Here is a 13,434-nt window from a genome sequence, read left to right on the forward strand (position 1 = left end):
CCGTCAGAACGTCGTGCTGGAAGGCACATTCACCCAGCTGGGTGCGGCGGGGTCGAGAACCAGGTGCTGTGGCCGGAGCTGTGATTCCAGCAGCAGGGCGGGAATCATCATGCCCTTGGGGAAATTGGCGGCGTAGATATCGACGCGCAGCCGGTGACCCGGTTGCAGCACCGCATCGGTCGGCTCCAGTCCCACCTCGAGTGTGGTGGGCTCGCCGGGCACGATGGCCTGCCGATCCTCCAGTGTGAGGGTCGGGAAGGGGGCGGTGTAATCGCCATTGGGCGACTTCTTGCTCTTGTCCTCGTCGAGCTTGCGCAGTGACGCGGTGAGCTGTCCGGTGGTCAGTACGGTCGACTGCCCGTCGGGCGCAACATCATTGAGCGTGGCCGACCAGTATCCGTCGGTCGCGTCCAGGACGGTGTTCAAGTGCACGTTCACCGATCCGGAGATGGCGGTGGGCGCGCCGACGGGTTGTCCGGTGAACGTGAGCGCCGCGACCTCGGCGAGCCGGGAATCCTTGCCGCAGGCATCGATGATGCCCAGGACCCCCGCGGTGCCCTGTGCTCCGTCCCGAGAGCACACGGTGGACAGGCCGGGCGAGACGGTCAGCGTCGTCGGCTCCGAAGGGGCTGTCGCACTGAGTGATCCATCGTGCACGACCGTGCCCGCGGTACCGCTCGAATCGGCCGACAGGTACTGGCGTGCGTACGTCATTCCGGCACGCGGGTACCGGTCGCTGCTGGTCCACCCGCCACCCTGCTGGAACAGGGTCGTCGGGCTGTACGCATCGATACCGTTGTCGATTCCCTTGAGCCACTTGTCGAACCAGGCATGCTGCAGAACGTCCAGGCGCGGCGGCGCACCGGCGACACCCAGTCCGGAACCGAGCGTGACGTGGTACCAATCGCCCATCAGCAGCTTCTTCTGATCGGCCGGCAGCGGAATCGCGTTGTAGGCAGTCGATTCCGAGTTATTGAAGATATCGTGCCAGCCGCCGACGATGAAGGTCGGCGCGGTGATCCGATCGGGATGTCCGGTGATCCCGGACCGGAACGGGCCGTGGGGATCCAGAAGCTGTTTCATATCAGCGGGTATCGCGTCGACCGACGGCACGACGAGGGCGCGCAGCAGGGTGTCGATGAATGTGATGGGGCTGGAAACCCGGTCGGCGAGCCACTTCCAATCGAAGTTGCCGGTGGCGATCGAGGACAGATCCGGCAACCACTTGGCCGTATTGACGGCGAGCAGCCAGAACGGGACGAACCCGATATCGAATCCACCACCGGGCGCGACGGTATCGCGGAGCAGATCGCTGCCGGGAACGACGGAGAACACCGCCTTCACCGATTCGGGCTGCTGTTCGGCGCCCTGCAGTGCGCTGATGCCGCCATTGGAGACGCCCGCCAGTCCGATCTTGCCGTCGGACCACGGCTGATTCGCTGCCCACTGCGCGATTTCGGCGGTGTCCTGCTGTTCGCGTTCACCGAAGACCGGCCAGACGCCCTCGGAGAATCCGGTGCCGCGGACATCGGCGACTATCTCGGTGTACCCGCTCTGGATCAGATGGCGGTCGGCCGCGACCACGCGTCCCCCGCCTCCGGACAGGACCTTGATCTGATCGCCGAGGCTGGACAGCGGTGTGCCATTGAGGTTGAACAGATCGAATCGGTTGATCAGGTCGGTGACGCCGTCGAACAGGCCGGGGATCGAGACGGCCGAATCCAGCAGCATGTACGCGAGTTTCGTGTACGGGGTCATATTGACGATGGTCGGCAGCGGGGTGTCCACAATGTGACCGGCCGCATCCATCGGCCGATACACATTGGACTTCAGGACGGTTCCGTCGCTCATGGTGATCGGGACATCCCAGTCGACATGCACGCCCGGATACTGCGGCGGCCCGTCCTGTGCGGCCGTCCACGCGGCGGCGGGGTCATTGTCCGGCGGATCGGCATGGGCCGCCGGAACCGTCAGTGTGGTCAGCGCCAGTGTGGCGACGACCGCGGCAGCGCTTGCTGCCCCTAATCGTGCGAACAACCTCATCGAAACCCGACCAGCCCTTCGTTGGACACCCGCTATAGAGGTGAATAAAAACAGTGCTGTACCTCACCATCTATCGGGTACCGTAACGTTCCCCACTATCGAGAGCAAGGAAAACGACTGGGCCGGTTCTCATTACGGGTGGCGTGGCATGACAATCGCGCAGTTCACGGTTGCTATCGTGTCGAGGTGAAGGTGTCAGTTCCCGACGACCGGTTGCCTCGCGGCCCGCACCGGTTGACGCGCGCAGAGGTAGCCGAATCGCAGCGCGGGCGCCTGTTCATCGCCATGCTCGACGCGGTGGCCGAATCCGGCTATCACCCGGTTACTGTCGCGGATCTGGTGGCGCGGGCCAAGATCTCCCGCCGCACCTTCTACGAGTTGTTCGACTCGAAGGAGGAATGCTTCGCCGCGGCCTTCGAAACGGTCGTCGAAGTGGCGAACGGGCGGCTCACCGCCGCGATCAAGGCTGCGGGCCAACTGGATTGGCGCCAGCTCGTCTGCACCTCGCTCACCGCGTACTTCGACATTCTCGCGGAGGAGCCGGCCATAGCGCGGGCGCTGCATGTGGAGGCGCTCATCGCGGGTCCGCCGCTGGCCGGATACCGCAGGCGTCTGATGACGGTGTTCGCCGATCGCATGCGCGCGGCGCGGGAACTCGCCGTGCAGCAGGGCGAGCTCAGCGGGCAGCTGCCGGAGGTGGTCTACGACTTCCTCATCGGCGGTATCGACGACCGCATTCGGGAATGCATGCAGACAGTCGGACCGGCCGCGCTGCCCGGCCTCGCACCGCCGCTGTGCTCGATCGCGCTGACGCTCCTGGACTGCGACGCCCCCTGAGCTCCCGGAGGCGAATTCACCCGCTTCGGGTGAGGCCGCTCCTGACCGATCATGCCAGCGTGGAGTGTCGGCTCACTGCCCCAGCATGCTGCTGGCAAACTGTCGACGCTCGTGATCGTGTCGCGCCAGTCGCACTGAGGCAAGGAGTCTGATGACTATTCGCAGCATGGGTTCTCGACAGGCATGGGCGGGAGCAACAGCGGTCACGCTTTCCGTGGTCCTGGCCGCAGTGGGATTGAGCGCCTGCGGTACGGATTCGTCATCGAGCGATAGTTCGGCAACCTCGACCGCCGCGGCCTCGGACGATCCGAAAGACATTGCGGCCGATGCCTTCACCTTCGGCTATCCGCTGGTCCTGATGGACGCCACCCGCGCCTCGGCGGCGGCGGCCAATCACTTCGATCACGCCGACAGCCTGCCGACCCCCGCCGACCGGCAGGTGGTCCGGTTGAATCTGGACACCTTCTACTCGCAGGCCTGGCTGGATGTGAAGAACGAGCCTGTGATCCTCCAGGTGCCCGAGATGGACCCGAACCGGTACTGGCTCATGCAGTTCCTGGATGCCTGGTCCAATACGAAGCAGGACCCCGGCAGCGTCGACCCGCAGCTGCGCTCGGGCGCGAAGACCGGTCCCTTCACCTACGCGATCACCGGACCGGGCTGGACGGGCACGCTGCCGGACGACGTCACCCCGCTGGCCATGCCGACCGATACCGCATGGCTGCTGGGCCGCGTACAGGTCAATGGGCCCGGCGATGTCGAGAATGTGAAAGCTGTTCAGAGCCAGATGAAGCTGGTGCCGCTGAGCCAGTGGCAGAGCGGAAATCATGACAATCCGCCGCCGGCGGCCCCGAGTGACAAGTCGGTCAATCCGTCCCAGCAGGTCGCGCAGCTGGACGGCCCGGCCTTCTTCGCCAAGTTGAACGAACTCATGGTCGCCGATCCGCCCGCCGCGGCAGACGCCCCGGCCATGGAGCGATTCGCCAAGATCGGCGTGGCTCCCGGCGGCACGGCGGACAAGGTCTCCGCCGATGTGCTGAACGCCGGTGAAGCCGCGGCCAAGACGACCATCGCCAATTACCGGAATCCGCAGATGAAGGATGAGAACGGCTGGGATTTCGCCACCAATGTCGGCGCCTACGACACCGATTACCTGCTGCGCGCCAATATCGCCCTGCAGGGCCTGGGCGCGAACCTGGCCAAGGATGCCGTCTACCCGACCGTCTTCAGCACCGCCGACGACAATGGCACGCCGATTCGCTACACCCTGCACTTCCCGGACGGTCAGCTGCCGCCGGCCCGTGCCTTCTGGTCGATCACCGCATACGACGCCGACAGTTTCCTCATCGACAATCCGGCCGGCATCTACGCGATCGGCCATCAGACTCCGGTGGTGAAGAACGCCGACGGTTCGGTGGATATCACTGTGCAGAACGCGGATCCGGGCACCGCCGTACCACCCGGCAACTGGCTGCCCATCCCGGCCTCGGGCCGGTTCTCGCTCACCCTGCGGCTCTACGCACCCGACCAGAAGGTCATCGACGGCACCTGGAAGCCGCCGGCGCTGCAGAAGCTCGCCTGAGAAAACGGCGTCCCGGCCAGCCGGATTCCCAGGGTCTTGCCAGGCTTCTCGGATGGGTCCTCGAGGAATACCTCGTTCGATAGGTGAATGAATCGTATTGCTGCGATTCATCGCTAGAGAGAAAGGAATTCCGATGCTCTCCAACCTGATGAGGACGTCCGGGACCCGAAAGATCGCTGTCCGCGTTGCGTTCGCGGGTGTCCTCGCCGCGGTGCCGCTTACGGCGCTGGCCATTCCGGCCTCGGCCGATGCCACCGTGCCCAGCGCCACCGATGTCGATTGGCACCACCACGATTGGCACCACCACGATTGGGATCATCATGGCGATCACCATGACTGGGATCACCACGACCACGACTGGAACAACCCGGGCGACTGGAACCAGGGCATCCCGTTCCCGGTTCCGTTCAACACCGGCTCCGCCGGGTAACGAGCGCTACCTGAAAGGCCCCGTCCGGTCCCAGAGGACCGGACGGGGCATTCTCATGCGGGCCCGAAGTTACTGCGACTGACCGCAGTTCGAGCAGAAGGCCGTGCCCACCTGGAGTTGGTGCCCGCAGCCCGTGCAGTGCGCGCGCATATCGAGACCGGTGCCGCAGGTGCCGCAGAAGCGACCACCCGTGGTGGTGGTTCCGCAGGTCGGGCAGGTGACCCGGGCCGGTGTGGACAGATCCTGGTTCTGCGTCCAATTCTGCTGGTGCGCGGCATCGCGGATCTGCGAACCGCGCGCCTCGGCCTGCGCCTGCGCGATCTGATTGGCGACCAGAGGCGAACAGCGGGTGCACTGGCTGACATGGTCGTTCCAGCAGATGCGGGCGCACACCCAGGACCCGCAGCCGCTGCACAGCCGGAAGTCGTCCTTGACGTGAGCGACCGCGTTGTTGAACGCCTTGTCCTTGGTGGCCGAGGCCGAGCCGCCACCCCAGGTATTGGAGAAGTCCTCGGCGGCGTTGGACACCTTGGTGATCGAACTGAAGTGGTCGCCGAGCAGATCTCGCACCACGCGCAGCGCGCCGCGCCCGCGCGAGAGGTAGTTCTGTTCGAAGGGTGATTTGTAGGCGGTGCTGCAGCGATCGCAGCGGAACTCCCACTGGAACCCATTGTCATTGGACTCGTCGTAATAGGAGCTGGTGAAGACGACCGGTGCGGCCATGGTCGGGCGATTCCTTTGCGGCTGAGCGGACTACGTACGCACGCGCCCGAAACCCCCGGACCACGTATCGTCAGCTTCATATCGTATGCCCGGGCGGGTGCGCAACACGGGGAACCGGTGGGAGGCCGCTGTTTACCGCCGCGGCGATAGCGGGAGTGTCGCTGTAGTGCGCCCCTGGAAGTTCCGCCCCGATAATTCGGGGGTCACGGAAAGATAACGAACCGCTCTACCTGCCGATGTCTCGAATGGGACTTCGGGAGAGGTGGTTTGGTGTGATTCGGACTTGGACGGTCGGTATTGTGACGGTCGTCGCCGCCGCAATGCTGCTGGTCGGTGCGCCCGGCGTGCGGGCCGATCCGGCGGAGCCGCAGCAGTGTGCGGTCAGCTCCGGCCGAACGCCGGAGACCGCGGCACCCGAAGCGGTGGGGCTGGATTCGCAGCGTTTGCAGCAGGCGATGGGGTTCGTGGCCGATCCTTCGCGGTTCACGGTCTCGGTGTATCGGAACAACTGCCTGGTGGCGAGCGGGCCGAACAATCAACGCGCGGGCGGGATGCCGTGGAATCTGTGGAGCAGCACCAAGAGTGTGGTGTCCATGGTGGCGGGGCTGGCGGTGGATGCGGGGCGATTGCGCATCGATGATCCGATCGACAGGTATCTGCCTGCGGGGCTGGGGGATTCGGCGCATCGCGCGATCACCGTGCGCAGCCTGCTGACCGAGACCTCCGGTATGGAGGTGGCGGTGGCCTCGGAGGGGGTCACCGGGCTGGTGCAGCTCGATCCGAATGTGGTGGCGCAGGCGCTGGCCATGCCCATCGTGCACCCGCAGGGCACCCAGTGGCAGTACAGCCAGCGGGCCGTCGACCTGCTGGCCTATGTGGTGCAGCAGGCGGTGGCGGAGGACTTTCAGGCGTTCGCGCAGCGAAAACTCTTCGAGCCCTTGGGGATCGAGCGCACCGATTATCACTGGGCGCGGGATCGCAGCAACAACACCTATGGTTACGCGCATCTGGTGCTGCCGCCCGATGACTTCGTCAAGCTCGGACTCCTGGTTGCCAACCATGGGAATTGGCATGGCACACAGGTGATTTCCGCCGACTATCTGACCCAGGCCACCACGCCGATCGCCGCCAACGACTGCTACGGCTTCCTGTTCGTGGTCAACGGCCCGGACTGCGGGTCGATCTTCCCCGGCATGCCCGCCGACGCCGTGCAGATGTCGGGAATGATGCGGCAGGACAACACCATTGTGCCGAGCCTGGGCCTGCTGATCAGCTGGACCGGGGTGACGGTGCCCGGTGGTTCGGTGAGCTTCCCGCATGAGGCGATGCGCGCGCTGACCGCCGCCTTCCGGGATCCGGTGCTGCCCGATCCGGGGCCCTATGTGGCAGGGCCGGATATCAGCCTGTCCGATCCCATGATCTCCAATCCGGACGCGACTCTCGCCGCGCTGGGTCTGGGGCCCATGGCCTATCCCGGCTGCGGGTTGCTGACCTGCCTCGACAAACCGCTGGCGCCCCCGGTGTCGGATTGGCCGCCCGGCTGCTACATCGTCGGCTGCTTCGGAACCGATCCCGCGACGCCGGGCATTCGATAGGACGTATCCCGGTTACCGCGTGGCTCGCCCGCCACATCCACTGGCCACATACCCCCAGAGGGTATATGGTCAGGGAATGGACCAGAAGAACGGGCATAGTGGTCACGCCGAGATGGATCACTCCGCCATGGATCACGCCGCGATGGCCGACACCACGCATGCGGACATGGGCCATGCCGCCATGGGTCACGCCGCCATGGGTCACGCCGGGCACGGCGGCATGTCCATGGACGAGATGGCCAAGGACATGCGCAATAGATTCCTGGTCGCGCTGGTCTTCTCGCTGCTGGTGATGTTCTGGTCGCCGATGGCGAAGGATATGTTCGGGCTGGATCTGCAGACCCCGTTCGGGCTGCGGCAGGACATCTGGGCGCTGATTCTGAGCCTGCCGGTGATCTTCTACTCCTCGGCCATCTTCTTCACCGGTGCGGTGGCCGCGCTGAAGGCGCGCACGCTCGACATGATGGTGCTGGTCGCGGTCGGCATCGGCGCGGGCTGGCTGTACTCCCTCGCCATCACCCTGACCGGCGGCGGTGAGGTGTTCTACGAGGCCTCCACCATGCTGGCCACCTTCGTCCTGCTCGGGCACTGGTTCGAGATGCGGGCGCGCGGCGGGGCCAACGACGCCATTCGCGCGCTGCTCGATCTCGCACCGCCGCACGCCGTGGTGATCCGGGACGGGCAGGAGGTCGAAATCCCCACGGCCGACGTGATTGTCGGCGATGTGCTGCTGGTGCGCCCGGGGTCCAAGATCGCCGTCGACGGTGAGGTGCTCGAGGGCGAGAGTGAAGTCGACGAATCCATGGTTACCGGCGAAAGCCTGCCGGTGCACAAGGATCCGGGCGCGACGGTCATCGGCGCGACGCTCAACGAGAACGGCGTACTGCGGGTGCGGGCCACCAAGGTCGGCGCCGATACCGCCCTGGCGCAGATCGTGAATCTGGTTCGGGAGGCTCAGAGTTCGAAGGCGCCGGGCCAGAAACTGGCCGACCGCGCGGCCTTCTGGCTGGTGCTGGTCGCATTGATCGGTGGCGCACTGACTCTCGTGGTGTGGCTGCTGGCCGGGGCCACCTTCGCCAAGGCCATGCTGTTCGCCATTACCGTCGTGGTCATCACCTGCCCCGACGCGCTGGGACTGGCCACTCCGACCGCGATCATGGTCGGCACCGGGCTGGGCGCGAAACGTGGTGTGCTGTTCAAGAATGCGATGGCGCTGGAGAGTGCGGCGCGAATCCAGACCGTGGTCATGGACAAGACCGGCACCCTCACCAAGGGTGAGCCGGAGGTCACCGAAATCGTCACCGACGGGGTGGTCACCACCGCCGAGCTGATTCCCCTGCTGGCGGCGGTGGAACGCGAATCCGAGCATCCGCTGGCCGCGGCGGTCGTGCGCTATGCCGAGGGGCACGGCGCGAATGGTCAACGGGCACAGGACTTCGAGAACATTCCCGGGCACGGTGCGATTGCCACCGTGAACGGCCGCCGCGTGGTGGTCGGCAATCGCCGGCTGCTCGAGCGTGAGGGAATCGCGCTGGGCGACTTGGCTACTGCGCGTGATCGGGTAGCGGCCGGAGGTCAGACCGCAGTCCTCGCGGCGGTGGACGGTAAGGCGGCCGCGGTCATCGGCATTGCGGACGCGGTCCGCGAGACTTCGGCGAAGGCGGTGCAGGATCTGCACGATATGGGCGTCGAGGTCGTCATGCTCACCGGTGACAACCGGGCCACCGCCGAGCGCATTGCCGCCGAACTCGGTATCGATACCGTGATTGCCGAGGTGCTGCCCGGCGACAAGGCCGATAAAATCGCCGAATTGCAGTCCGGCGGAAAGAAAGTCGCCATGGTCGGCGACGGTGTCAATGACGCTCCCGCCCTGGCCCGCGCCGACCTCGGCATTGCCATCGGCGCCGGTACCGATGTCGCCATCGAGACCGCCGACCTGGTCCTCATGCGTTCGGACCCCCTGGACGTGCCCACCGCCCTCCGCATCGGCCGCGGCACCCTCCGCAAAATGCATCAGAACCTGGCCTGGGCAGTCGGTTACAACACCATCGCCCTGCCCATCGCCGCCGGCGTCTTCGAACCGTTCCTGGGCTGGACCCTCCGCCCGGAGATCGCCGCCCTCTCCATGTCCGGCTCCAGCGTCATAGTCGCCTTGAATGCCCTGTCTCTCAAGCGATTACACCTCCCCAACCGCGACTGAGTGCGGGGTGCGTCAGCTGACGGTGTCGAGGGCCGGGGGTTGCCAGTCGCCGTCGAGGGCCTGCTTCTTCGGGGCGTAGAGGCGCATGCTCAGGGAGAATTTGCCGGTTGAGGGGATGGGGAGCCAATTGCCCTGGGGGACAGTGGTACCCGGGTCTTCGCTCTGGACGGCGATATCGACCGAGCCGTCGGGATTGGAAACCGGGGGGATCTGGTGGCCGACGGCGTAGACGTCGGCGGTATTCGGTACCAGGTAGCTGTCGCCGTCGTAGGCGGTGATGGACCAGAAGGCGGCTACCGGCGGGAGTTGGCCGGCGGGGAAGTGCAGGCGGAAGCGCTGGGGTTGCCCGTTCTTGTCGGCGGTGCCGAAGAGGCTGGGGTACACCGCGTCTTCGGCCAGGTTCGCGCCGAGGGCTTGAACGGCGGTGATGGCCCGCAGGGCGTAGTTGGTGCCGTAGGCGCCGAGATCGGTGGAGAACTTCCAGCCGTTCTCGTTCTTCGACTGCGGGTCATTGAACTGGGTGACCTGCGATTTCGCCTGGGTGACACCGGCATTCAGTAGGTCGGCGGAAAGGTTGTCCACGGTCGCGCCGGGTTTGATGCCGATCTTGGCGAAACGCTCGAGTGCCGGAGCATCTTCCGGCGCGGGCGGCTCGGCGGCCATGAGTGCGCACATCTTGTCGAAGAAGGCCGGCCCGTCCATGGCCGCCACCTGCTTGGGCGGCGGGGGTGCGGACTGGTCCACCGCGTACACCCGGCCGGGGGAGTCGGTCTCACCGCGCAGCCAGGCGCTCAGCGGTACCAGCTTCAGCTCATCCTGCAGGGCGCGCACCCGGTCGACATCCGCTTCGCCATTGACCTGGATACGTCCGATCACCCAGGAGATGTTCGTCGGCACGGGCAGCTGTGTCATGCCGTTCGGCACCGGCCCGTGCCAGTCCGGTCCGGTCACCAGGTAGGTGAACGGCGGCGTCTCGGTACCTGCGGCGACCTTCGGGCTGACGCTGCTCGGATTGTGGCGGGTATTGGTCCAGGCGTCGAGCACCTGCATGAGCCAGTACCGGTCGGCTTCCATGCCGGGCACCTGCAGCACCAGCGGTTCGGCGGCCAGATCCAGCCAGGCCTGCGAGTAGAGGGTGTCCAGATTCAGTCGCACCACCTGCTTGTCGTCCGGTGTGGGCAGGTGGACGGCATTCGCGAACTGGTTGACGGCGCCGCCCGACGCGCGGGTGGCATCCATGAGCACCAGCGGATACCCGAACGTATAGGCATCGGCGGCAACGGCTTTGGGATCACTCGACGCCGTGGTGGAGGCCGTCGTGGACTTGTCGTCGTTCGAGCTGCAGGCGGTGAGGGCCAGTCCCGCCACGGCGGCGGTCCCCATGCCCAGCACCCAGCGGCGCGAGAAACGGGGAGTGGTGGGGAGTCGATCCTGCACGTCGCGCTCCTTCATCTGTCCGGATGGCAATGCCACCGGAGCTTAGCCATGGATTCGCTGAGCGAGCGAACCATCGCTCCTCGGTCGAGGCGTGTGTCCTGGCTCACGGAAATCGGAAGTAGCGAACCGGGCCATATCGGTATTGCCCAACGGCGCCGAGCTTATTACAGTCAGACTGCAATAGTAACTCGATGAGAAAGCAGGACCTCATGAACTTCCCGATTATCAATCTCGGCTCGGCCACCCTCGACCTCGCGAGCACGATCACCTCGACGCTCGCCAATATGACCTACCTGCTGCAGTCTTGGGGCTCGATGTAATCGCTTTTGCTGATCATTAGCTCTTCACCCTCAGGACTAGGAGTGATAGTGGAGTCCATCGATCATTCGGTCCACATCGGCCAGCGCTCGGGCGCCGCCGAGATGTGGGGCAAGTTCCGTGCCCTCGGCGGTCTCGGGCACCTCGTCGACGGTGCCGCGCCGGCGGTCGGCTTCCTGATCGGCTACGCCGCGGTCGATGCCAAGATCGGCGTGCTCATCGCACTGGTGGTGGCCTGCGCGGTCGCAGGCTACCGGCTGCTGCGTGGCGATTCGGTCAAGGTGGTGGCCATTTCGGTCGCCGTCGTGGTGGTGTTCTCGCTCTTCGTCGGGCTTACCGGTGAGGGGCGCGGGTTCTATCTGCCGGACCTGATCATCTGCGCCGCGGGCACGCTCGCCTTCGGCCTCACCTTGCTCGGCGGTCGCCCGCTGTCGCACTGGATCAGCCGGAAGGTGGGGCTCGAACCTGCCGCGCATGCCGACCCGCGGCAGCGAATTCGCCTGCACCGCAGGGTGACTCTGGCCTGGTTCGTATTCTGGGCATTGCACCTGGTGGTCATGGTGCCGTTGTATGTCGGGAACCAGGTGGTGCTACTCGGTTCCGTCGCACTGATTCTCGGTAAGCCGGCGCTGGTGGTCATGCTCGCGGCCAGCTGGCTCTGGGTGCGGCGCTCCCTCGATCAGCACCCGGGTTCGCATGCGGCGGTGGCAGGCTCAAGCGCGTAGCAGCGCGGCCTGCACCTGTTGCAAGCGCTCCACATCGCCCCGGAATCCCGCGACGGCATCGTTGTAGAGGAACGCTTCCCAGAGCCGGACCAGGGCGTAGGCCAGGGTATTTCGCTCGATCGGCGGCCGGTAGCCCTGCTCCTGCGCCTGCTCGATCAGCTGCTCGACAATCGCCACCGCCGCCTGATGCACAACCCCGTCGCTACGGGTGATCAAGCGCAGCGCGGCGGTGGACTCATTGTCGAAATACGTTCGCAGCGAATCGTCTTCGACCAGCCAGTGAATGGTGTGGTCGAGCACGTCGTTGAGCCGCCGCCCCCCGCTGCTGCGGCAGCGCCGATCGGCCGCGCCGACCATGCGCTCCAGCTGACCGGCGATGGCCGCGCCGAGCAGTCCGTCGCGGGAGCCGAACCAGCGGTAGATACTGGCCCGGCCGACACCGAGCTGTGCCGCAATGGCATTCACGTCGACCCGCTTGCCGGCCAGGAACATGGTGATGGCGGCCTTCAGTACATCGTCGCGACTGGCCGATGCCGGTCGCCCCGGTGTCCTGGTTCCCTCCACGCGCGTCACGCCGAAAGCATAGGGGCCAGGTACGCCGACAGCGTTCGCGCGGTCACCACCCGGCCCAGCGCCAGCGCCTCCCGCAGTATCAGCGGATCGCGGTCGACCCGGCCGATATCGGGTGCGTTGTGCGGCGGGCGGATCTGCAGCACGGCCGGATCGGTGGCGAAGTCCTCCTCGTCCCGCACGTGCTGTTGCCTCCGGGTCCGCCACGGTTCCACGGTGCCCGGCGCGTGCCGGGCCAGGAAGCGCGCCACCACCCGGTTCTCCAAGGACGAAGGCGTGCGCATGGGTTCGTCCGCGCGCCGGGTCCGCAGCACCAGCACGCGGGTCGCCCCCTGCGCCAAAGCGGTACGGATGGGCACGGATTCGGAGAGTCCGGCATCGACGAAGCGTCGTGCGCCGAGATGCACCGGCCGCCCGGCCAGGATCGGCAGGCAGGTCGAGGCGCGCAGCGCGGCCTGTACCGCGGTGCCATCGCTGAGTTCGGAATGCAGATCGACCGCTTCGCCGGTATCGGCATCGGTCGCGATGGGATGGAAGGTGACCGGATTGGCCAGGATGGCGGGGAAATCCATCGGCACGATCCGCTCGTACACCGTGTGCACCAGATAACGGGTATCGACCACCGGGCCGCCGCGCAGGGCGCGCACGGGGGAGATGACCCGATTGATCACCTCGGGATGCCAAGCGCGCTCGGATTCCATGGCCCGCCCGCACAGCAGCCACGCACCGTTGAGGGCGCCGGCCGATGCGCCGTACACGGCGTCGAAGCACGAGAGCACGCCGAGTTCCTCTATGGCCATTGCCATTCCGTGCGAGAACGCGCCGCGGGAGGATCCGCCCTCGATGACCAGTGCGAGCCGGTGACCGTCGGTGCGCTGCTTCGGCGCGCTGCCCTCGCGATGTCGGTGGGCGATCAATTCGCCGACGCCGATGGTCGTGAGGTCACCGATGTAGTTCTGGTCCGGCATGGGGCA

The 13,434-nt window shown here is 66.0% G+C and carries 12 protein-coding genes; 7 read left to right on the top strand and 5 right to left on the bottom strand.

Features of this window, described 5'->3' with window-relative positions; all coding sequences use genetic code 11:
• Positions 1-3: 3 nt before the first annotated feature.
• The gene (locus OG716_RS39690; RefSeq protein ID WP_405135325.1) at positions 4-2,043 is read right to left on the bottom strand and encodes a CocE/NonD family hydrolase; all 2,040 of its coding nucleotides are present in this window, start codon (positions 2,041-2,043) and stop codon (positions 4-6) included.
• A gap of 186 nt (positions 2,044-2,229) precedes the next feature.
• Here OG716_RS39690 and OG716_RS39695 point away from each other — a divergent pair, with 186 nt between their 5' ends.
• The 3 genes from OG716_RS39695 (at position 2,230) to OG716_RS39705 (ending at position 4,892) form a co-directional block, all read left to right on the top strand.
• A complete protein-coding gene (locus tag OG716_RS39695; RefSeq protein WP_355127196.1) occupies positions 2,230-2,880 on the top strand; it encodes a TetR/AcrR family transcriptional regulator in 651 nt (216 codons plus the stop codon).
• A gap of 151 nt (positions 2,881-3,031) precedes the next feature.
• Positions 3,032-4,462 (top strand): DUF1254 domain-containing protein, encoded by a 1,431-nt coding sequence (locus OG716_RS39700; protein WP_405135326.1) that lies wholly within the window; start codon positions 3,032-3,034, stop codon positions 4,460-4,462.
• Between the two features lie 133 nt (positions 4,463-4,595).
• Positions 4,596-4,892, top strand: a complete 297-nt coding sequence (locus tag OG716_RS39705) for a hypothetical protein (protein ID WP_405135327.1) — start codon at positions 4,596-4,598, stop codon at positions 4,890-4,892.
• Between the two features lie 69 nt (positions 4,893-4,961).
• Here OG716_RS39705 and OG716_RS39710 read toward each other — a convergent pair whose 3' ends face one another.
• Positions 4,962-5,615, bottom strand: coding sequence for a double zinc ribbon domain-containing protein (locus OG716_RS39710; protein WP_355127194.1), 654 nt, complete (start codon positions 5,613-5,615; stop codon positions 4,962-4,964).
• Between the two features lie 272 nt (positions 5,616-5,887).
• Between OG716_RS39710 and OG716_RS39715 the strand changes: the two genes are divergently transcribed.
• Positions 5,888-7,210 (top strand): serine hydrolase domain-containing protein, encoded by a 1,323-nt coding sequence (locus OG716_RS39715; RefSeq protein WP_405135328.1) that lies wholly within the window; start codon positions 5,888-5,890, stop codon positions 7,208-7,210.
• Positions 7,143-9,410: a heavy metal translocating P-type ATPase gene (locus OG716_RS39720; RefSeq protein ID WP_405140245.1), complete on the top strand. Its 2,268-nt coding sequence runs from the start codon at positions 7,143-7,145 to the stop codon at positions 9,408-9,410. Before OG716_RS39715 ends, OG716_RS39720 begins: the two co-directional genes overlap by 68 nt.
• A 12-nt stretch (positions 9,411-9,422) precedes the next feature.
• Here the strand turns inward: OG716_RS39720 and OG716_RS39725 are convergent, their stop codons facing one another.
• Positions 9,423-10,847, bottom strand: a complete 1,425-nt coding sequence (locus OG716_RS39725; protein WP_405135329.1) for a DUF1254 domain-containing protein — start codon at positions 10,845-10,847, stop codon at positions 9,423-9,425.
• Between the two features lie 191 nt (positions 10,848-11,038).
• Between OG716_RS39725 and OG716_RS39730 the strand changes: the two genes are divergently transcribed.
• Entirely contained in the window at positions 11,039-11,167 is a 129-nt protein-coding gene (locus tag OG716_RS39730; RefSeq protein ID WP_405135330.1) for a hypothetical protein, read from the top strand.
• A 48-nt stretch (positions 11,168-11,215) separates the two neighbouring features.
• Positions 11,216-11,890 carry a DUF3159 domain-containing protein gene (locus OG716_RS39735; RefSeq protein WP_405135331.1) on the top strand — a complete coding sequence of 225 codons (675 nt, stop codon included), beginning with the start codon at positions 11,216-11,218 and terminating at the stop codon, positions 11,888-11,890.
• On the opposite strand, the gene OG716_RS39740 is transcribed toward OG716_RS39735, so the two are convergent.
• Together OG716_RS39740 and OG716_RS39745 are read right to left on the bottom strand one after the other, a co-directional pair.
• Positions 11,879-12,463, bottom strand: coding sequence for a QsdR family transcriptional regulator (locus OG716_RS39740; protein WP_405135332.1), 585 nt, complete (start codon positions 12,461-12,463; stop codon positions 11,879-11,881). The two genes, OG716_RS39735 and OG716_RS39740, sit on opposite strands and share 12 nt — an antisense overlap.
• Positions 12,460-13,428: a patatin family protein gene (locus OG716_RS39745; protein WP_405135333.1), complete on the bottom strand. Its 969-nt coding sequence runs from the start codon at positions 13,426-13,428 to the stop codon at positions 12,460-12,462. The genes OG716_RS39740 and OG716_RS39745 overlap by 4 nt, the downstream gene beginning before the upstream one ends.
• Positions 13,429-13,434 lie beyond the last annotated feature (6 nt).

Origin of the sequence: Nocardia sp. NBC_01388, assembly GCF_045040085.1 — a bacterium.
Classification (GTDB): Bacteria; Actinomycetota; Actinomycetes; order Mycobacteriales; family Mycobacteriaceae; genus Nocardia.

Coding starts and splice junctions, on each gene's coding strand:
- OG716_RS39690 (WP_405135325.1), bottom strand. CDS start 2,043: ATGAGGTTGTTCGCACGATTAGGGGCAGCAAGCGCTGCCGCGGTCGTC.
- OG716_RS39700 (WP_405135326.1), top strand. CDS start 3,032: ATGACTATTCGCAGCATGGGTTCTCGACAGGCATGGGCGGGAGCAACA.
- OG716_RS39705 (WP_405135327.1), top strand. CDS start 4,596: ATGCTCTCCAACCTGATGAGGACGTCCGGGACCCGAAAGATCGCTGTC.
- OG716_RS39710 (WP_355127194.1), bottom strand. CDS start 5,615: ATGGCCGCACCGGTCGTCTTCACCAGCTCCTATTACGACGAGTCCAAT.
- OG716_RS39730 (WP_405135330.1), top strand. CDS start 11,039: ATGAGAAAGCAGGACCTCATGAACTTCCCGATTATCAATCTCGGCTCG.
- OG716_RS39745 (WP_405135333.1), bottom strand. CDS start 13,428: ATGCCGGACCAGAACTACATCGGTGACCTCACGACCATCGGCGTCGGC.